At 32.4% G+C, this 20,441-nt stretch carries 17 protein-coding genes; 16 read left to right on the forward strand and 1 reads right to left on the reverse strand.

Going from position 1 to position 20,441, the window contains the following annotated elements; genetic code table 11:
* Window positions 1-29 precede the first annotated feature (29 nt).
* From Q0975_RS13870 to Q0975_RS13880, 3 genes are all read left to right on the forward strand, one after another.
* On the forward strand, window positions 30-1,505 hold the full coding sequence (locus tag Q0975_RS13870; protein ID WP_299437631.1) for a serine hydrolase domain-containing protein: 1,476 nt from the start codon (window positions 30-32) through the stop codon (window positions 1,503-1,505).
* Between the two features lie 14 nt (window positions 1,506-1,519).
* Window positions 1,520-1,885, forward strand: coding sequence for a hypothetical protein (locus tag Q0975_RS13875; RefSeq protein WP_299437633.1), 366 nt, complete (start codon window positions 1,520-1,522; stop codon window positions 1,883-1,885).
* Between the two features lie 540 nt (window positions 1,886-2,425).
* Window positions 2,426-3,268, forward strand: coding sequence for a hypothetical protein (locus tag Q0975_RS13880; RefSeq protein ID WP_299437635.1), 843 nt, complete (start codon window positions 2,426-2,428; stop codon window positions 3,266-3,268).
* A 343-nt stretch (window positions 3,269-3,611) separates the two neighbouring features.
* On the opposite strand, the gene bshC is transcribed toward Q0975_RS13880, so the two are convergent.
* On the reverse strand, window positions 3,612-5,207 hold the full coding sequence (gene bshC, locus Q0975_RS13885) for a bacillithiol biosynthesis cysteine-adding enzyme BshC (protein WP_299437637.1): 1,596 nt from the start codon (window positions 5,205-5,207) through the stop codon (window positions 3,612-3,614).
* Between the two features lie 381 nt (window positions 5,208-5,588).
* On the opposite strand from bshC, the gene Q0975_RS13890 reads away from it, so the two are divergent.
* The 13 genes from Q0975_RS13890 (at window position 5,589) to Q0975_RS13950 (ending at window position 19,870) form a co-directional block, all read left to right on the forward strand.
* Window positions 5,589-8,069 carry a M14 family metallopeptidase gene (locus Q0975_RS13890; RefSeq protein ID WP_299437639.1) on the forward strand — a complete coding sequence of 827 codons (2,481 nt, stop codon included), beginning with the start codon at window positions 5,589-5,591 and terminating at the stop codon, window positions 8,067-8,069.
* 95 nt (window positions 8,070-8,164) lie between these two features.
* Complete coding sequence (locus Q0975_RS13895; protein WP_299437640.1) at window positions 8,165-10,339, forward strand: M3 family metallopeptidase; 2,175 nt, start codon at window positions 8,165-8,167, stop codon at window positions 10,337-10,339.
* A gap of 38 nt (window positions 10,340-10,377) precedes the next feature.
* Window positions 10,378-11,028: a DinB family protein gene (locus Q0975_RS13900; RefSeq protein ID WP_299437641.1), complete on the forward strand. Its 651-nt coding sequence runs from the start codon at window positions 10,378-10,380 to the stop codon at window positions 11,026-11,028.
* Between the two features lie 8 nt (window positions 11,029-11,036).
* Window positions 11,037-11,747: a hypothetical protein gene (locus tag Q0975_RS13905; RefSeq protein WP_299437643.1), complete on the forward strand. Its 711-nt coding sequence runs from the start codon at window positions 11,037-11,039 to the stop codon at window positions 11,745-11,747.
* A gap of 22 nt (window positions 11,748-11,769) precedes the next feature.
* Window positions 11,770-12,225, forward strand: coding sequence for a tRNA (cytidine(34)-2'-O)-methyltransferase (locus tag Q0975_RS13910; RefSeq protein ID WP_299437645.1), 456 nt, complete (start codon window positions 11,770-11,772; stop codon window positions 12,223-12,225).
* A gap of 38 nt (window positions 12,226-12,263) precedes the next feature.
* Window positions 12,264-15,131 carry a pitrilysin family protein gene (locus tag Q0975_RS13915; RefSeq protein ID WP_299437647.1) on the forward strand — a complete coding sequence of 956 codons (2,868 nt, stop codon included), beginning with the start codon at window positions 12,264-12,266 and terminating at the stop codon, window positions 15,129-15,131.
* Between the two features lie 11 nt (window positions 15,132-15,142).
* Window positions 15,143-15,655 (forward strand): GTP cyclohydrolase, encoded by a 513-nt coding sequence (locus Q0975_RS13920; protein ID WP_299437649.1) that lies wholly within the window; start codon window positions 15,143-15,145, stop codon window positions 15,653-15,655.
* Window positions 15,656-16,401: 746 nt separating this feature from the next.
* Window positions 16,402-16,554, forward strand: coding sequence for a hypothetical protein (locus tag Q0975_RS13925; protein ID WP_299437651.1), 153 nt, complete (start codon window positions 16,402-16,404; stop codon window positions 16,552-16,554).
* A 48-nt stretch (window positions 16,555-16,602) separates the two neighbouring features.
* The gene (locus Q0975_RS13930; protein WP_299437653.1) at window positions 16,603-16,758 is read left to right on the forward strand and encodes a hypothetical protein; all 156 of its coding nucleotides are present in this window, start codon (window positions 16,603-16,605) and stop codon (window positions 16,756-16,758) included.
* Window positions 16,759-16,910: 152 nt separating this feature from the next.
* Window positions 16,911-17,534, forward strand: a complete 624-nt coding sequence (locus tag Q0975_RS13935; protein WP_299437654.1) for a hypothetical protein — start codon at window positions 16,911-16,913, stop codon at window positions 17,532-17,534.
* A 21-nt stretch (window positions 17,535-17,555) separates the two neighbouring features.
* Window positions 17,556-18,416: an AraC family transcriptional regulator gene (locus Q0975_RS13940; RefSeq protein WP_299437656.1), complete on the forward strand. Its 861-nt coding sequence runs from the start codon at window positions 17,556-17,558 to the stop codon at window positions 18,414-18,416.
* Between the two features lie 99 nt (window positions 18,417-18,515).
* Window positions 18,516-19,229 (forward strand): pirin family protein, encoded by a 714-nt coding sequence (locus Q0975_RS13945; RefSeq protein WP_299437658.1) that lies wholly within the window; start codon window positions 18,516-18,518, stop codon window positions 19,227-19,229.
* Between the two features lie 11 nt (window positions 19,230-19,240).
* Window positions 19,241-19,870 (forward strand): NAD(P)H-dependent oxidoreductase, encoded by a 630-nt coding sequence (locus Q0975_RS13950; RefSeq protein WP_299437660.1) that lies wholly within the window; start codon window positions 19,241-19,243, stop codon window positions 19,868-19,870.
* Window positions 19,871-20,441 lie beyond the last annotated feature (571 nt).

Genomic DNA, 20,441 nt, shown 5'->3' on the forward strand with positions numbered 1-20,441 from the left:
TTGTACGTTACAAACAATTATAAAACCACATGAAATTCTTATCAAAAATTATAATTTTAGTTTTAGTAATCTCAGGTTGTTCTAAGAAAAGTGGAAAAAGTTTTAATACATCGGAAAAATTCACCTCAGAATTAAGAGAATTAAAAGAATATTTTAAAATTCCTGGACTTGCAGTTTCTATTGAAAAAGACGGAAATACTATTTATCAAAAGTATTTAGGAGTATCTGACATAGATAACAAAGTAAAATTAGATTCTACTGCATTATTTCCTATTGCATCCATAACAAAAGTTTTTTCCGGCGTTCTAATATCAAAACTGGTAGCACAAGAAAAACTTTCACTCAATGATCCAATCAATAAATTCCTACCTAAACCAATACTGGGAGATTCAATTTTGATAAAACATATTCTATCTCATACTTCGCAAGGCGAAGTAGGAAAAGAATTTTATTATAGTTCTAGATTTGGATTACTAACCAAAGTAATCGAGCAAAGTTCTGGGAAGACATTTGCAGAATTATTGAATCAAGAGATTTTATTACCATTAAAGCTTGAAAATACTTTTTTACTGAAAGATTCAACCCAATTACCTACAGGCAAACGAATAATCGCAAAACCATATATTCTGGACAATGGTATTGAAAATGGTTTTATTGATTTTGGTTATTCTTCATCAACTGGTATCGTTTCTAACCTGAGTGATTTAGCAATTTTCAATAAAGCTTTGGATAACAATTCTTTAATTTCAAAAGAATCGAAAGACAAAATGTTTTCATCATTTACAACCGATTCGCCATATGGATTTGGAATTTTTAATCAAGAATTTCAAAAAACCAAACTTGTATGGGCTTACGGTCAATACGATTGTTATTCTAGTCTCTTACTAAAAATCCCCGCCAAAAATATTACATTAACAATACTTGCTAACAACAGTTTATTAAGTGACCCAGCACGATTAATTTATGGTGATGCTACTTCTTCACTATTCGTAATGAGTTTTTTAAAAAATCACATATTCGAATTCGATAAAATGGAGTTGTTTGAAAAGCAAGACACTATACCGAAAACGAATTTTTCGAATAATGAATTTTATAGAAAAAAGATATTGGCACAAGCATTAGCCGAATCATATATGGCAAGATTTCAGCCGGAAAAATTAAAATCAAGTGCTGCATTACTACATGCTGTTTTTTCTGAATATCCGGATTATTTGGAATATGCAGATTTAAATTTGCTTCATAATTTGTCTTTTTTAAAGGATGTAGCCTTTTATATGGAACTTGGCGAATTCAATGATTTTGATACTCAAATAGAGCGTATCGGAGAAAAAATACTAAATAACCAACCTGAGAATCCATATGCACATTCTTATATGGGTGTCTATTACGATAGAAAAGGAAATACAGAAAAAGCCAAATATCATTTTGAAAAAATAGTAAATGCAAAGAATTTTTCAAAAAACTGGTATACTAATGAAGCCCAAAGCTGGTTAAATGATAATTAGGTAAAAACGTAATTATGGACGACAATTTAGAAGACTTATTTTCTTATTTAAATCAATCTCTACCAAGTGATATTAACTATAGGGAATTATCAAATTTATGCTTAACACTATTTTGTACTATTAGTATTCTACCTAAAAAGTTTCAACCTTTAGAACTAAACAAGGAAAATTTGGCAATCATTTTTTCCAAAATTGCTAAAGAAAAAGAAATGTCCTCTTATCCACCTACTGCTTCACTTTATGGAGCGTCATTTCATAATAGTTATGATAAAGGACACTGGTTAGAGGTTATGGCTAGTGTTCTAAAACTAGGCAATGAACCTGACACAAAAGAAGCTGAAAGATTATTACTTCCTACAGATTCAAGCTTTTTAGTATGATACTTTTGAATAAGACTTCCAAAGTCTAGAGACTTAGTAGCAAGAAAACAAAGGTTAAACTAGTGTACCATATCTACTGCTTCAATTAATCAAAACAAAAACAATAAAAGCTGAATAGATAGCAATAATCCAACATATCTAAACAAACTACTACAACTACAAGAAAAACAATTCCAAAAGCATCTTTTCTCTCGTGATTACTCTTATTTTTACCTCTACTATTATTAATAAAACTCTCATTCTAAAAATAAAATTAAAAAAAAGCAAAAAACAACGGTAACATTTCTAAGTCTCAAGACACATACGTGTAGTGAAGCGAATTAAAATCCGAGATGAGCAAGATCATTGCATTAAGAGCAAAAATTATTGTTAAAAAATTAAAAAGCACACCCTTATCAGAAGAGTGAACCCCATGGCTCGGATATGATAGCGCAGATTTGCAATCTGTGGGGCATATAAGTAAGCGACACCAATAAGAAAATAAAAACAAATACATCCACAGCAATAAAATGCTGTGGATTTAATAAAGCATAAAAATTGATGAACAAAATAATACAAGTACTAACAATCTTCAGTCTTTTAATTTTCAATTCCTGTAGTACTGAAGATGATAGTTATTCACTACCAATGGCAGGAAATGAGTGCCGAATTGTAGAAAGGACATTTTCTTATAACAATAATAAATACATACATTATTATGATGATTTAGATAGATTGATTCTTAGAGAAGCTTATAATGGAGACTCTCTTATTGAAGAGTGGGAATATGTCTATAACGGTAATGCGATAAATGCAAATCGTTATTATTTTTTACAATCACGTACTTTAGATGAAAATGCATCCCACTCCGTATTTTTAAATTCTAACGGATCTGTTCAAAGAAGAGAAGGTAGATCAAAAAATCAATATCTATTTTCTGCAAATGACCCAACATTTATTACAAGTGTGTTAAATCACACTTACAAATACGATGAAGAAGGATATCTTGTAGAGGATATTGCAATCCTCAACCGCTATGAAACTGAAAGTGGAGAATTTCTTCATGAATTTAAAATTGTGCGCGAAAGAACTATAGTAGATGGTAACGTTCAAACATTAATCGAATCTGATTATTATGATCAAGATTTATATCGTGAAATTAGAACTGAGTATAGCTATACCAATGATTCTGGTAATACATATAGTGGAGAGTTATTCTTGGGCACACCTAATAAAAACCTGGTAGAAGAAGTAAAAAAATATAACGAGGACGGTACATTAGATTATCACCATAAATTCTCATATGTGTTAGATGAAAATTCTAATATTAAGGAAAAGGCAACAGAAGACCTTCAAAATAACACTAATCCCAGTACAACATTTTATAACTGGGATTGCAATTAATACTAGTAACGTGAGTTTGATGTAAGAAAATTTACGTCTGTCTGAGTGATTTTCGACAGAAAATTGTACTTCGACTCGCTAGCAGAACTATCGAAGACAAGTAAATTTTAAATCAAAAGCCTAATTTCGATACAATTTTTCTTCGTTTCACTATGAATAATCACTCAATCTGTCGGCTTTTTTAAACCAAGCCTTTAGATCTAACTGAGGTTAAGAGCCCGTCTTCCAAATGGCAGATAAGAAATAATGGCTAAAAACCAGTTGCATTAATTTGTAGCTGGTTTTTGTCTTGCTCTCTATATTATATCACAAACAACCTATTTTAGTGATGTTTCGCAACACATTACTGCTTCAAAACGATAAACTCGCCTTGCAAAGGATTCAATTGTTTTATTAATTCAGGAATTAAGTTTTCTCCGTATTCCAGATACATTTCGGAGAAATTGGTATTTCGTTCCTGTAAACTTTGATTAGGAAATAGTTCATTCTGTATACTAGTCAGTCGCTGTACTTGATCGCTAAGCTTTATTCTTTGGGCTTTAAGCAATCGTTTTTCTAACATATCCAACCCTTTGAGTTGTTTGATCTCTTGTGCCTTTACTGCATTTACAAACGTAACATCTGTCTGCTCTGCAAGCTGATACATTTCTTTAAATTGCTCTTTTAGATGTAAACGTTGTGGATCAAAATTAATATCAATATTGGATATCTGTCGCACTTTACGATTGATCAACTCGTGTTGTTTTAAAAACAATTCTGTATCAGAAATAGCCAATCTTTTAATTTTCTCGGCTTGTTTTTCTGTTTCAATTAAAACAGAATTACGCAATAACAACATTGGAAACGGGATCTGTACAGCTTCAAAATAATCTTTCAACTCCAACCAATATGCTAATTCTCCTCCTCCACCAATATAACAAAGATTAGGTAGAATTACTTCCTGATACAAGGGTCTCATCATCACATTAGGGCTAAACATTTCCGGAGCCTCATGGAGGCTTTTTATTATCTCACTCTTGCTCCAGACTATGTCGGTTTCGTTTACAAAATAGCTGCCCTCCTTTTCTATGATTCGTTCGCGTGATCCTTCAGAAAGATAAAACAGATTGATTTCTCTGGGATTGACCTGTATCTTATATCCCTTCGCTTCTAATTTTTCTGCTTTTGGTAATACATTATGATATGAAACCTGTTCCTCCAGTTCTTTTTCCATAAATGGAATAAAAAGACGCTTTAATTCTCTATTATCTGCATCTACAATCACTAATCCATATGCCGCAAATAATTCATTCGCCAGATATCTGGTAGCGTCTGCTAGATTATCATGTTTCAAATATGCTTCTTCAAAAAGAGACTTTAATCGTTCTGCATTTCTTCCTGATCCAATTTCCGAAGAAAAAATTTCAAAAACTTTATCCAATCCTTCCGTATCAAAAACTCCTACTGCACCACCATCATTACGATTCCATTGTATCTTTTTTCCTTTAAAATTAAAGTAATTGATTTCATCAAAATCGTGATCCTCTGTTGCCATCCAATATATAGGAACAAAATCATATTCTGGATGTTTCTCTTTCAGTGTGCTAGTAAGATTGATTGTAGAAACAATTTTATACAAGAAGTATAAGGGTCCTGTAAAAAGGTTCAACTGATGTCCGGTAGTAATGGTAAAGGTAGTATTCTTGTCCAAAAGATCAATGTTCTTTTGTGTTGCTTCAGAAATAGTTACATTTTCATATTGAGAGGACAAAACAGTTTTTAATACCCGACGATTTTCTAATGGAAAAGATTGTTGCTTTTCCAGAAGTTGATCCTTAAAATTATCAAGTTTTGGAAATCGATGATAAAATTCTTTTAGTTCTGGTTTTTCGTCTAAATAATCACAAATAAAAGATGAAAAGTAATTTGTTTCTCTAAACGGAATACAGTCACTAGGCATAGGGTCGTCTTTTTAGGTCGATAAATATACGGTAGATTGTGATTGCATCTATTTTTTTATATTTTTTTTAGTATTCAAATCTTTTCAAATAAAATTTAATGCTTTCCGAATGACCTAAATTTCAGGTGATTTCAACATAAACCTTTCTTTTTTCAAGTATTTAATAGTCTACACATATTCCTTCTGTATAGCAAGAAGATTAGGATGAGAGGTTTTTACATCATAAACCCTCACCTTGATCCTCTCCCAAAGGGAGAGGAAACCTATAAACATCAAAAACCTAAATTTATGAATATGGGTTATTCTAAATCCTAAAATTTAGTTAATACAATTTATATCCTAAATTTAAGGCGGTATTTTACCAAAATTAAAAGCTCATCAATGAAAAAAATTCTCTTAACTCTATTTGTCATAACCACAACGTTGGTTTATGCACAAAACAATGTTCAATCTCCAGCTTCTTTTTTAGGATATGAAATAGGTAGTCAATTTACACGTCACGCAGATGTAATCACCTACTTTAATCATGTAGCTACTAATTCTAATTTAGTTACCTATCATACCTACGGAAAAACAAATGAAAGAAGACCTCTTACCTATGCTATCATCACTAGCGCTGAGAATCAAAAAAACATTGAAAATATACGACTTGACCATCTTAAAAACACCGGTATCGTAGCAGGAAGTAGTAATCCGGAAATAGCAGTTGTATGGCTTAGTTATAATGTCCACGGTAATGAAGCTTCGAGTACTGAAGCTGCCATGAAAACTATTTATGAGCTCATTACTACCAAGAAAGACTGGTTAAAAAACACTGTTGTTATCATGGATCCTTGTGTTAATCCTGATGGTAGAGATCGCTATGCAAACTGGTATAATCAAACCAAAGCCACTCCTTATAATACGGATCAGAATGCAACCGAGCACAATGAACCTTGGCCTGGCGGAAGACCCAATCATTATCTTTTTGACCTTAATAGAGATTGGGCCTGGGCAACACAAGTAGAATCCTATAGTCGTTTAACTGCTTATAACAAATGGATGCCACATGTTCATGTAGATTTTCATGAACAAGGTATCAATGAGCCTTATTATTTTGCACCGGCTGCAGAACCGTATCACGAAATTATAACGCCTTGGCAAAGAGATTTTCAAGATAAAATTGGTAAAAATCATGCTCGATACTTTGATGCAGAAGGTTGGTTATTCTTTACCAAAGAACGTTTTGATCTCTTATACCCTAGTTATGGAGATACCTACCCAACTTTTATGGGTGCTATTGGTATGACCTATGAACAAGCAGGCCACGGACGTGCAGGATTAGGAATACAAACTGACGAAGGATATGTGTTAACATTAAAAGATAGAGCTGCGCATCATACAACAACTGGATTATCTACAGTAGAAGTCTCCTCAAAAAATGCTACGAAACTAAACGCAGAATTTAAAAAATTCTTCAACAATGCAAGTCTTAAATATAAAAGTTATGTACTTAATGGTGAAGCTGACAAAATCAAAGCGTTAACCGAATTATTAGATAAACATGATATAAAATACGGATATACTAATACTTCTAAAATATCCGGATTTAATTTCAGACAGAATAAACAAGGTAGTATTAATGCTAATGGAGCTTTGGTTGTAAGTACTGATCAGCCGAAAGGTAAAATGGTAAAAGTACTGTTTGAGCCTGATGCCAAACTAGACGAACCTCTAACCTATGACATTACTGCATGGAGCATCCCTCACGCATATGGATTAGAAGCCATTGCTTCAACATCTTTAATTCCTGCAAATGGAAATAAAAAAGGGAGTCAAATAAACAATACAGCAAATGCGTCAGGAGCTGGATATATTTCAAAATGGAATAGCTTAGATGACGCATCGTTTTTAGCCGACCTTTTGCAGCATAAAATCAGAGTTAGATTTAGTGAAAAAGATTTTGCTAATAATGGTGAAAAATTCAAAAAAGGAAGCTTAATTATTACTAAAAGTGATAACCGCAGAACGAAAGGTTATGATAAAACTGTGATTGATATTGCTAACAAACACAATCGTAAGCTGTACACAACAGCTACAAGTTTTGCGTCAAACGGAATAGACTTTGGTTCACCTGATGTGAAACTAATCAATAATCAACGTATCGCAGTTTTAAAAGGTAATTACACCTCTTCTTTAAGTTATGGTGAAATCTGGCATTTCTTTGAACAGCAACTTAAGTATCCTATTACTTCTATTGATACCGATTATTTTAAAAGAACAGATCTGGATAAATATGATGTACTTATCCTTCCTAATGGGTATTATGGTGGATATTTAGATAAAAGCTCACTTGATAAACTAAAAGGATGGATTCGTAGTGGAGGAAAAGTGATTGCCATTGCGAATGCTGTGAATGCATTTGCTAATAAAGATGGTTTTGACTTAAAAAGCAATACACCTAAAGAAGAGAAAAAAGATTCTATTGGTAATCTGATACCTTATGACAAACGTGAGCGTGAAAGAGTTAAAGATTTTATTACAGGTAGTATTTATAAAACCAAAGTAGACACGTCTCATCCTTTAGCATTTGGATATGAAGACACTTATTTTAGTTTAAAATTAGGAAGTAGTTCTTATAAGTTTTTACAAGATGGTTATAATGTATCCTATATAGAAGAACCTACAAGTGTTTCTGGTTTTTCTGGTAAAGATGCTTTCAAAGGTCTTAAAAATTCTTTAGTTTTTGGTGAAGCTAGAATGGGTAACGGAAGCATTGTTTATATGGTAGACAATCCGTTATTCAGGTCGTTTTGGGAGAATGGAAAATTATTTTTTGTAAACGCTATTTTCCTTACCAATAACAATAAATTTAGGATTTAGTTGGTGAGTTTTTGAGGGCGCTTCGCTCTTAGAAATTGAGTCATTAAAAAACACTCACAAACTCAAATACTAACAAACTCAAATACTCAAACAAGATGAATACACAACATATCTCAAAAACACTGCAAACTATAGCGATTTGTTCACTGATTGCTATAACAGGTTGTAATAAAAAGAAAGAAATCGTGGAAAAATCGAATCCAGAAGAAAAGACCTCAAATATATTATTAGCAGAATGGACAGGATCTTATGGAGGAACTCCTGCTTTTGATAAGATGAATATTGAAGACGTTAAACCTGCCTTAGAAAAAGGTATGGAATTAAACTTAGCGGATATTGACGCCATTACTAAAAACACAGAAGCTCCAACTTTTGAGAATACGATTATTCCGTTAGAAAAATCAGGAGAAGAATTGAATAGGGTTTTCACCTATTACGGAATTTTAAGTGGTAATATGTCATCTCCAGAATTTAGAGAAATCCAAAAAGAGATGGCTCCAAAATTATCTGATTTTAGTTCTAAAATATCTCAAAACGAAGTATTGTTTCAGAGGATTAAGACAGTATATGATAATGCTCAAAAACAACCTTTAGAGACAGATCAACAACGAGTGGTACAATTGACCTATGAGCAATTTGCTATGAATGGTGCAGAATTAGATGCAGAAAAAAAGAAGCGTTACGCCGAAATCAATAAAGAATTATCTGAATTATACACCAATTTCTCTAATAATATTTTAGCGGATGAAGAAGGATATGTAACCTATCTTACCAAAGATCAATTAGGAGGGTTATCAGAACCACTAATCAAAGCATATGGCAAAGCTGCTTCTGATAAAGGACAAGAAGGTAAATATGCCATAACAAATACAAGATCCTCTATGGATCCATTCCTGAAATATTCTACCGAGAGAGAATTAAGAGAAAAAGTATGGAAGAATTATTATTCTAGAGGTGATAACGGTGATGATAAAGATAATAATGAAAATATTGCTAAAATTTTAAAACTAAGAAAAGAGCGTGTAGCCTTATTAGGATATGATAATTATGCTGACTGGCGATTACAGAACAGAATGGCTAAAAATCCGGAAAATGCAATGGAATTAATGAATGCTGTCTGGCCAGCCGCTATTGCACGTGTAAAAGAAGAAGTGATGGATATGCAGGCTGTTGCAGATGCTAATAAAGACAAAGTCACTATAGCGCCTTGGGATTATCGATTTTATGCAGAAAAAGTTAGAAAGAAAAAATACGATCTAGATTCTGATGAAGTAAAACAATATCTGCAGTTAGACAAGCTTAGAGAAGCTATGTTCTTTGTAGCTGGAGAATTATTCAATTATAAATTCACTCCTGTTGCGGAAGGTTCGGTTCCTGTATTCCATGAAGATGTAAACGTATGGGAGGTAACGGATAAGACTTCTAATGAACATATTGGATTGTGGTACTTGGATCCATTTGCTAGAACTGGAAAACGTTCCGGTGCTTGGGCAACAACCTACAGAAGTCACACCACTTTTGATGGCAAAAAAACTGTATTAGCTTCTAACAATTCTAATTTTGTAAAACCAGCTCCAGGAGAGCCGGTTTTAGTATCCTGGGATGATGCAACAACATTTTTTCATGAATTCGGTCACGCTCTACATTTCTTTTCTTCAGAAGTACGATACCCTACACTTAATGGAGGTGTTCGTGATTATACAGAATTTCAATCTCAATTATTAGAACGCTGGTTATCTACCGATAAGGTCATAGACAATTATTTGGTTCATTATAAAACTGGAGAACCTATGCCAAAAGCATTAGTCGCCAAAGTGAAGAAAGCAGCTACTTTTAATCAAGGATTTGCTACTACAGAATATTTAGCATCAGCATTGATGGATATGAAATTTCATTTAGCAGATCCAACAAATATTGATGTAGATGCATTTGAAAAAGAAACCTTAACAGCACTAGATATGCCAAAAGAATTAGTAATGCGTCATCGTACTCCTCATTTTGGACATGTATTTTCTGGAGAAGGATATGCAACGGCATATTATGGATATATGTGGGCAGATGTATTAACATCGGATGCAGCAGAGGCTTTTGCTGAAGCGCCTGATGGATTCTATGATAAAGAAGTAGCGGCTAAACTAGTTAAATATCTCTTTGCGCCAAGAAATGCTATGGATCCAGCAGAAGCCTATCGATTATTTCGTGGTCGTGATGCCAAAATAGAAGCATTGATGAAAGATCGAGGGTTTCCAATTACAACTGGTAAAAACTAAAAGGTATCATAATTATTCATTTCTAAAATCTCTCAATGATGGAAAAAGAATCAAACAAAACGAGCAGAAGAAAATTTATCAAAGGATCTACAATTCTTACCGCAGGACTTGCAGCTACTCCACTGATGAGTTTTGCAAATGAAGCTTCACCTATAGACACTTCTGACAACATCTATTTGGTGGGGCCACAAAAAGGATATTCACCTCAGATAGGCACACTACTGTCCACAATGACCTTGATGAGAACCTGGGTTATTGGAACTGTTAAAGATCTTACGGTAGCGCAATTAGATTTTCAAATAGATGATCAATCTAATTCAATTGGCGCGATGCTTTTACATTTGGCAGCGACAGAAAGATATTATCAGCTCAATACCTTTGACGGAATAGAATGGGGTAAATGGGATGAAGACATAAAAAAAGAATGGGACATTGCTAGTGGTTTAGGTAAAAAAGGAAGAGAAATAATCAAAGGAAACTCTATTGACTATTACCTTAAAACACTTGAGGAAGTTAGAGAAGTAACGAAACAAGAATTTGCTAAGAGAGATGATCAGTGGATTATGAAATCGGAACCATTTTTTGGTCGACAACCTACCAATAATTATGCGAAGTGGTTTCATGTATGCGAGCATGAATCTAACCATCGAGGGCAAATGAAGTTTATCATTAAAAGACTTCCTTCATAATTTAGGCAATGAATAAAAGCATACGATTAGAGCCTGAAAAAATTATTGATACAATTTCATTATTGGAGAAACGTATCTCTGATCGATTTCCTAATTCAGGACTCAAGAAAGTATGTCAAGATTTTTTACAAACCGCCCAAGATAGTAAGCAAAATATAGATTGGATTTCCAAACCAAATCTATCTTTGAGAATTTTTGCTTACTTGGTCATATTAATTGGATTAGGTGGATTGATATATAGTATCACTTATATTGACTTACGAATAGAAAACACAACACTTAGCAATATCGTTTCTATATCAGAAGCTATATTTAACGATATCATCCTATTAGGTGCGGCTATTTTCTTTTTAGTTTCATTAGAATCCAGGTTAAAGACAAAACGTGCGCTTAAATCCCTTAATGAACTTAGAGTTGTAGCACATGTTATTGATATGCATCAATTGACCAAAGATCCTAATCTAACCGATTTACCAGAATCTGCCACAGAAAATTCACCTAAACGAACGTTTACCAGATTCGAATTGCAGAGATATCTGGATTATTGTTCTGAAGCTACTGCACTTGTTGGTAAAGTAGCTGCGTTGTATTCTCAAAGTTTACCGGATGAAGCAGTGGTGCGAGCTGTAAATGAAATTGAGGTGCTTACAACAGGTTTAAGCAGAAAAATATGGCAAAAACTTATTATTTTAAACGAATCAAATTCCAATAAAAAATAAAGCGATAGAAATAATATAAAGAATGGCATATAACATAGTTCTTATAGAACCAGAAATACACACTAACACAGGAAATATTGGCCGTTTAAGTCTAGCATCAGGATCAAATTTACATCTGGTAAAACCGTTTGGTTTTGAATTAAGTGATAAAAGGTTAAAACGTGCTGGGCTGGATTATTGGAAACATATTTCGCTAAAAACTTATGAAAGCTTAGATGAATTCTTATCTATCAATAAAGGAAAGAAAATGGCTTTTTTCTCCAGTCACGGAAAAACAGATCATTGGTCCGTTGATTATGAAGATGATATGTTTCTAATTTTCGGAAAAGAGTCGGTCGGTTTACCTACAAATATTATAGAAGCCAATAAAGATAACACCTATAAAATACCAATATTCAACGAACATATTAGAAGTTTAAACCTAGCTAATGCGGTAAGTATTGTAGTGTATGAAGGGTTAAGGAATCTTTCTAAATAAAACATTTAAAAATTATTCGAATTATAATATTCATCAATATGAAAACAATCAAATTTTTAACCGTAATACTTCTTATTTCTGGAGCATTAATTTCCTGCAAAAAAGAAGTTTCTACTAGCGCAGAAAGCACAGAGAACTCTGGTACCAAGGAATTTAAAGTGGATTATGAAAAATTTACCCTAAATAACGGATTGCAAGTTATTTTTCATATCGACCACTCTGATCCTGTTGTTGCAGTAGCATTAACCGCTCATGTAGGATCTGGGAGAGAAATAGAAGGAAGAACAGGTTTTGCGCATTTATTCGAACACTTATTATTCCTGGAATCAGAAAACTTAGGAAAAGGAGGACTTGATAAAATGAGTGCTCGTATCGGAGGATCAGGAGCTAATGGTTCTACCAGTAGAGATCGAACTAATTATTATCAAACAGTTCCTAAAGATGCCCTAGAAAAGATGATCTGGGCAGAAGCAGACAAACTTGGTTTCTTCATCAATACTGTTACAGATCCAGTTTTGGCAAAAGAAAAACAAGTAGTAAAAAATGAAAAACGCCAAAGCGTAGATAATCGACCTTATGGACATGTATCTTATGTGATTGATAAAAATATGTTCCCAAAAGATCATCCATATAACTGGCAAGTAATAGGATCCCTAGAAGATCTTCAGAATGCTACATTACAAGACGTAAAAGATTTCTATAATAGGTGGTATGTTCCTAATAATGTAACCTTAACTATTGCAGGAGATTTTGATACTACTCAAGCTAAGGAATGGGTACATAAATATTTTGATGAGATCAAAAAAGGAGAAGATATTACGCCACTAGAAAAGAAGCCTGCCTCGTTAACTGAAACTAAGAAACTATATTACGAAGATAATTTTGCTCGTCTTCCGCAACTTACTATGACGTGGCCGGCTGTGCATCAATATCATCAAGACTCTTATGCTCTTGAAGTACTATCCACCTATCTATCTGAAGGCAAAAAAGCACCTTTTAACAAAGTAATTGTAGAAGATAAACAATTAGCTCCCAATGTAACTATGTTTCATTATGGATCAGAATTAGCTGGTCAATTTCGAATGATCATTCGTGGATTCGAAAAAGTAAACCTAAATGATATAGATAAAGCAATACAAGAATCGTTTACTAAGTTCGAGGCTGAAGGGATTTCCAAAAAAGATCTTGATCGAATAAAAGCAGGACAAGAAACTAATTTCTATAATAGTTTATCTAGTGTAGTAGGAAAAGGATTTCAGTTAGCGCAATATGAGATTTTCGCAGGAGATCCTGGCTTTATAAACCAGGATGTTAAAAATATACTTGCGGTAACAACTGAAGATGTAATGCGCGTATATAACCAATATATCAAAGGGAAACATTATGTAGCTACTAGTTTTGTTCCTATTGGTCAAACGGATCTAATACTTAAAAACTCTACTTTAGCGGAAGTAGTAGAAGAAAAGATTGTAGAAGGCGCAGAAGAGAACTTTGACTCAAGTATTGCTGCGACCTATGAAAAAACTCCATCCAGCTTCGATCGATCTATAGAACCGGCATATGGAGAAACTCCAAAAGTTGCTATCCCAGAAGTATGGGAGGATACATTAACTTCTGGTATTGAGGTTTATGGAATTGAAAATGATGAAATACCATTAGTACAATTTAGAATGGATATTAGAGGTGGTTTATTGTTAGAAAATGTGGATAAAGTTGGGGTTTCTAATCTTTTGGCAGAATTGATGACTAAAGGAACTAAAAACAAAACCGCTGAAGAATTAGAAAATGCAATAGAGAGTCTTGGCGCGATCTTAAATGTATATGCAACTGATGAAAATATTATTATTAGTGGAAGTACACTCTCTAAGAACTATGATAAAACGATAGCATTAATTAAGGAAATCCTACTAGAGCCTAGATGGGATGAAAAAGAGTTTGGATTAATTAAACAGAGTGTTACCAGCCAAATACAACAACAACAAGCGAGCCCGAGAAGTATTGCATCTAATGAATATTCAAAACTAATATATGGAGCGGATCATATTCTCTCTCATAATAATTTAGGAACAGAAGCTTCAATAAAGGAGATTACAATAGAAGATCTTAAGCAATACTACAATGAAAATATTTCTCCGTCTATAACCAAATTACATATTGCTGGTAATATATCCAAAGATCAGGCAACTTCATCTCTTGCGGAGCTTAACAAAAACTGGTCACCGAAAGATGTTAGATTCCCAGAACTCAAAACTCCCGCGGCTCCAGAAAGATCTAAAGTATATTTCTATGACGTTCCAGATGCAAAGCAATCTATGTTACGTTTTGGATATCGAGCAATGGCCGCTACTGATAAAGATTATTATCCTGCGCGTATTATGAATTACCGATTAGGTGGTGGTGGATTTGCATCCCAACTTACTCAGCAACTAAGAGAAGGTAAAGGATATACATATGGTATAGGATCCGGTTTTTCGGGTGGCCCAACTCTCGGTTCTTTTAACATCTCTAGTGGAGTACGATCCAATGTAACTTATGAATCCACTAGTTTGGTAAAAGAAATACTAGAAAACTATGGAAAAAACTATAACGAAAACGACTTGGAAATAACAAAAAGTTCCTTGATAAAGAGTAATGCCAGAGCTTCCGAAACTTTAGGAGCTAAATTAAATATATTGTTCAATATCAGTACCTTAAAGTATCCTAAGGATTATATTACTAAACGAGAGGATGTAGTAAATAATATGACAGTCGAGGAAATTAAAAAACTAGCGAGTCAATATCTGGATCCTAATAAGATGATTTATCTTGTGGTAGGTGATGCCAAAACTCAAATGAAAAAACTAGAAGAGCTTGGATTTGGAACTCCAATACTTCTAAATGAAAAAAACAAGGATGTTAAAGATTAAAAAATAATACAGTGATAGTTAAACTTGCCGAGACTAATCTAAAAACAAAATTTGGGGAGTATCGTGAAATTTTATTTTATGATGGCCAGAAAGAATCCTTTGCATTGATCATGGGTGATATTAAAGGAGAGGAAAATGTATTATGTAGAGTACATTCTTCTTGCATTTTTGCTCATCATTTTAATAGCATTGAATGTGATTGTAGAGAACAGATGGAGATTTCTCAGCAACTCATCAAAAAAGAAGGTAAAGGAATTATCGTTTGGTTAGATCAAGAAGGCAAGTCCAATGGACATCTTGCGTTACTTAAAAGTATTGAACATAAAAACAGAGGACTGTCACAAGCGGAATCTTATAAAGCAGCAGGTTTTAAAAAAGATGCAAGAGATTTTTCTCCTGCTGCTAAAATTTTAAAGGAGTTAGAAGTAACTTCTATCCGTATGTTAACCAATAATCCAAAAAAAGTATCCACCTTAAGTGAACTAGGTATTAAAGTTACTGGCACCCAACCTACGGTTTTATAATACAATCTACCTTAGATATTTGGAATTTTGATAAGGCTTTAAAATTAAAATAGTGGTGTTTAAAACAATATAAGGATAGAATTGTTTTTCAAAATACATCAAGCTGGTTTCAAAACATCTGAATTACTATTCTAAAAGAGAGGTCTTATGAATACCTTAATTACATGTATTCTACAAGTTTATATGATGAACTATTATGCCTAAATTAAAATAGGTATGACAACATTAAACAGGTATATATGACTGAAATTTATAATTCTTATTTCAATAAATATCCAACTATAAAGCATTAATATCTCCAAATCATAACGTTTACTGAATACTAAGAATAAGAACTATGTAAAGGGTTATTTATTTAAATAAATAAATGAATCAACTCTGTAGTTTTTATTAAATTATTCTTACTAAAAACACTATTACAATAAAATATTCTCAAAACAAACATTCATATACGCTCCAATGTTACCAAATCGTTAATTTGACTAGTATTTCATTTTTATCTTATTTTTAATATTAACCTCCAAAAATTACATATAATCTATTGATTTGTTTCAATAAGATGTCATATACGTAAACTTCTCTCATATTTATTAAACAATAAGCACCAGACACATACCCAAAACCCTTACATACAAGGGGTTGTTAAGATATTTTTAAGAGTTTGAATTGTTTTTTTAGATACATTTGCACCCGTTTTAAAAAAATAAAGAAAAATTTAAACAAACTCATAATTAACTTTTATTAAAATGATCAAAAAAATTACAATTTTATCTATGCTTATTATTGCTTTTGCATCATGTGAAAGTACATCTGTAGAAGACGAGATATTAGAAACAGAAAGTGACAAACCAGAAGTTATCGATATTTATGAAGATGACAGTCACGGTTTAGGAAACTAAAATTTAAAATACCCTCAAAATAAAATTAAAACATTAAAATAAATAAAAATGAAAAAAATTACATTCCTATTAGTATTAGCAGTAGCTACAGCATTCGTTTCTTGTGAAAATGAATCTATTAATGACGAAATAGTTAACGAAGAGATCAATACTAATGACACAGAAGAAGAAGATGGTGAAGAGATCGGAATAGGTAATGAATAATTACTAAAAATCTCTTTTATAGATTAGAATTAGCAAATAAGAGTATATCTTATTTTGAAGGGAAAGTCAAAACGACTTTCCCTTTTTATTTGTATTATTATAAACTCATTAAAGAAAACATGTAGATAGAATAAATAAACTAAAAAAGGATTATGGAATTAACATCTTTTTATGGCAATCTTCTTTATCAAACGGATCAATATCCTATGATAAAAACTCACTTAACCAAAATTGCAGATCGCATGTTAGAGGGTGCACATAATAATCTGAATTTTATTCTTCAGGAAATAAATAATTACCATCCGGATTATCTAGGAACACCTATAGAAACATTGAAAAAAAACAAGTTTACTATAAAAGATTGTCGGGCAACCGTTGCTAACGAATACGGCTTTAAGAATTGGCAGATCGTTGAACAACTAAAAGATCATTACGATCAGAGTTTTGAGAAGGCTGTCAACTTCCTTATAAATGGTGAATTCGAAGCGTTAAAAAAAATAATCAAAGCCAATCCTCAATTAACTACCAAAAAATCAAAATATGGTCATCAGGCAACGTTATTGCATTACACAGCTAGTAATGGTGTAGAAATGTGGCGACAAAAAGTTCCGGCAAACCTGCCTGAAATGACACGATTTTTGATTAAACAAGGGGCAGACCTTAATGCTCTAATGAATGTATATGGAGGCCAATTCAACACCCTATCATTGCTAAAATCAAGTGCCCATCCATTTGAGGCAGGTATTGGAGAAGAGATGATTCGTATATTAGAATAGAATTTATAATAACATCCATATATGACCTCCATAAAAACATATAAGTTATCAGATGAAATGGAAAATCAAATCCTTTTTGAGATCAAAAAAATGGAGGATATTTATGATAAAAAAAGAGGCGAAATCGATACGCCACATCGGCATGATTTCTATATCATAATTTTAGTTTCTAAAGCCAAGGGAACTCACATAATAGATTTTAATAAATTTTTGCTTGAAGATCATCAAGTTTTTTTTCTAAGCCCAGGACAAGTTCATCAAATTAAGGAAGAACAAAAATCTTATGGTTGGGTAATTACATTTTCTAGACAATTTCTTGTCAAGAATAATATTGACTATCGCTTTATTGAAGACATCAATTTATTTCAGGATTATGGCAACAGCCCTCCTCTTCCGTTAAATGACGAACAATTAAAAGAATTGAACACCTACAGTACTCAAATTTTTGACACCTATTATTCTGATACAAAATTCAAATTAGAAGCAGTTGGTGCCTTACTAAAGCTTTTTCTAATTTATAGTAATAATATTTGCAATACACACACAAAAGATCCTCAACAATTACAAGTAGGTTCTATCATTTTAAAAGAATACAAAAAACTAGTAGAAGAACACTTTTTTGATTGGCACAAAGTACATCAATATGCAGAAGCGTTGCATGTAACGCCAGATCACCTAAACAGAACTATAAAATCTCTAATTGGAAAAACTGCTAAAGAGTATTTACAATCTAGAATTATTGTCGCTGCAAAAAGACTTTTGAGTTTTTCTGATAAAACCACTAAAGAAATAGGATATGAATTAGGATTTACTGAGCCTGCCAATTTTAGTAATTTCTTTAAAAAATGTACAAGTTCCCCTCCTTCTCAGTTTAGAAAATAATACCATATCGGATTTTTATAACATTCTCCCGTATTATCATATTTTAGATCGTTATCTAAAAACCCAACTTTGTATTAAATTATAAAGAAAGGAAATATTATGAAAACGATAATGCATAAATCAGATACCAGAGGGAATGCCAATTTTGGATGGTTGAACTCGTATCATTCTTTTAGTTTCGGGAATTACTACAATCCAGAGAGAATGAATTTTGGAGCATTGAGAGTGCTTAATGATGATACAGTATCATCAGGCAAAGGATTTGGAAAACATCCACATGATAATATGGAAATTATATCCATACCTCTAGAGGGTGATCTAGAACATGAGGACAGTATGGGTAATACCGCAGTGATTAAGCAAGGAGATGTACAGGTGATGAGTGCTGGAACAGGTATTTTTCACAGTGAGTATAATAAAAACTCAGATAAAGAAGTAAAGTTTCTACAAATCTGGATAACTCCTGATAAAAAGAATGTATCGCCCAGATATGATCAGATCAGTATAGATGATAAAAATCTTAAAAACAACTTACATCAAATCATATCGCCTAATGCAAACGATACTGGAGTTTGGCTTCATCAAAACGCCTGGTTTCATCTAGGTAATCTGGAAAATGAAAACACGCAGACTTATACGCTAAAAGACAAAAAAAATGGTGTATATGCTTTTCTTCTCGAAGGCAATGTATCTATTGAAGATCAAGTAATGGAGCAAAGAGATGGATTAGGTATTTGGGATGTTGAACAAATTAAAATCAAATCAAATGGTTCTTCTAAAATATTATTAATAGAAGTACCTATTACACTATAAATCGTACACATATGCAACTATTAAAAAACTTAGCATGGCGTTATGCCACTAAAAAATTTGATTCGAAAAAAAGAATTTCAGAATCTGATCTTGAAAAAATAAAAGAAGCCATTTCATTATCTGCATCCTCTTATGGATTACAGACGTACAAAGTTTTAATTATAGAAGATACAGAGATTCGCAAAAGATTACAACCAAAATCCTGGGGGCAATCCCAAATCGTAGATGCTTCGCAATTAATTGTATTTTGTAATTATACAAAAGTAGAAGAAAACGTAATCGATGACTATCTAAAATTAAAAGCTGATATACAAGAATTAAATATTGATGATCTAAAAGGTTATGGTGATTTTATGAAATCAAAAATTTTAGAACTTACAGATAATGCTACAAAAAATTGGACTTCAAAACAAGCATACATTGGTTTAGCAAACCTGCTTGTAGCATGTGCAGAACTTAAGATTGATGCTTGTCCAATGGAAGGTTTTGAGCCAGAAGCATATGATGAAATATTGGGATTATCAGAAAAAGGACTTTCTGTAGCGGTTATTGCCACTATTGGATATCGTTCTGAAGAAGATTTGACTCAGCATAGTAGGAAAGTTCGCAAACCTATCAACAAATTGTTTGAAACTATCTAAGATAATTTTTTAGAATATTAATAAAAGAGGTTTGGTTTTATAAAAATCAAACCTCCTCTTTATATAACAAAGTATTTAGAAACGCCTCTATCTATTCAATCATTAAAAATAAAACTTTAAACTATAATGCATATTTCATTTTTCCTTGATGAATATCCAATGATTTGAACACCTCAATATTACCAAATTGTTAAGTTTGCTGTTTTTTGAATAAAAATGTAAATGAATATATCTCAATAAAATTCCAAAAACAATACATTCAAATAGCTGTTTTTTTTATTAAACTAATAATACCTCAGCCCTCTCCTTTTCATCACTGCGAAAATCTCATGTCTACTTTTCTAACAATTAGAAAAGCGCGATTAATCCTACTACAAACTTGAAGTTTTGTATCTCTTTTTTAAATACTTTTGCGCCCGAATAAAATTAAATAAAAAAAAACGCGTTTAATATAAAACTGTGTCCCCTTAATAAAATAAAGACATAAAGTTCTCTTATAAATAGAATTAGCCAAAAAATCTAAAAGAGTATTACGCACAAATCGAGGATTATTAATAATCCTCGATTTTTT

It is taken from the genome of uncultured Aquimarina sp. (assembly GCF_947500065.1).
Lineage (GTDB): Bacteria > Bacteroidota > Bacteroidia > Flavobacteriales > Flavobacteriaceae > Aquimarina.

What these genes read in the sequence shown, in the direction of transcription:
- Q0975_RS13950 (WP_299437660.1), top strand. Translation starts at nt 19,241, where the DNA reads ATGCAACTATTAAAAAACTTAGCATGGCGTTATGCCACTAAAAAATTT.
- bshC (WP_299437637.1), bottom strand. Translation starts at nt 5,207, where the DNA reads ATGCCTAGTGACTGTATTCCGTTTAGAGAAACAAATTACTTTTCATCT.
- Q0975_RS13930 (WP_299437653.1), top strand. Translation starts at nt 16,603, where the DNA reads ATGAAAAAAATTACATTCCTATTAGTATTAGCAGTAGCTACAGCATTC.
- Q0975_RS13935 (WP_299437654.1), top strand. Translation starts at nt 16,911, where the DNA reads ATGGAATTAACATCTTTTTATGGCAATCTTCTTTATCAAACGGATCAA.
- Q0975_RS13900 (WP_299437641.1), top strand. Translation starts at nt 10,378, where the DNA reads ATGGAAAAAGAATCAAACAAAACGAGCAGAAGAAAATTTATCAAAGGA.
- Q0975_RS13895 (WP_299437640.1), top strand. Translation starts at nt 8,165, where the DNA reads ATGAATACACAACATATCTCAAAAACACTGCAAACTATAGCGATTTGT.
- Q0975_RS13915 (WP_299437647.1), top strand. Translation starts at nt 12,264, where the DNA reads ATGAAAACAATCAAATTTTTAACCGTAATACTTCTTATTTCTGGAGCA.
- Q0975_RS13905 (WP_299437643.1), top strand. Translation starts at nt 11,037, where the DNA reads ATGAATAAAAGCATACGATTAGAGCCTGAAAAAATTATTGATACAATT.
- Q0975_RS13940 (WP_299437656.1), top strand. Translation starts at nt 17,556, where the DNA reads ATGACCTCCATAAAAACATATAAGTTATCAGATGAAATGGAAAATCAA.
- Q0975_RS13925 (WP_299437651.1), top strand. Translation starts at nt 16,402, where the DNA reads ATGATCAAAAAAATTACAATTTTATCTATGCTTATTATTGCTTTTGCA.
- Q0975_RS13875 (WP_299437633.1), top strand. Translation starts at nt 1,520, where the DNA reads ATGGACGACAATTTAGAAGACTTATTTTCTTATTTAAATCAATCTCTA.
- Q0975_RS13880 (WP_299437635.1), top strand. Translation starts at nt 2,426, where the DNA reads ATGAACAAAATAATACAAGTACTAACAATCTTCAGTCTTTTAATTTTC.
- Q0975_RS13910 (WP_299437645.1), top strand. Translation starts at nt 11,770, where the DNA reads ATGGCATATAACATAGTTCTTATAGAACCAGAAATACACACTAACACA.
- Q0975_RS13945 (WP_299437658.1), top strand. Translation starts at nt 18,516, where the DNA reads ATGAAAACGATAATGCATAAATCAGATACCAGAGGGAATGCCAATTTT.
- Q0975_RS13890 (WP_299437639.1), top strand. Translation starts at nt 5,589, where the DNA reads ATGAAAAAAATTCTCTTAACTCTATTTGTCATAACCACAACGTTGGTT.
- Q0975_RS13870 (WP_299437631.1), top strand. Translation starts at nt 30, where the DNA reads ATGAAATTCTTATCAAAAATTATAATTTTAGTTTTAGTAATCTCAGGT.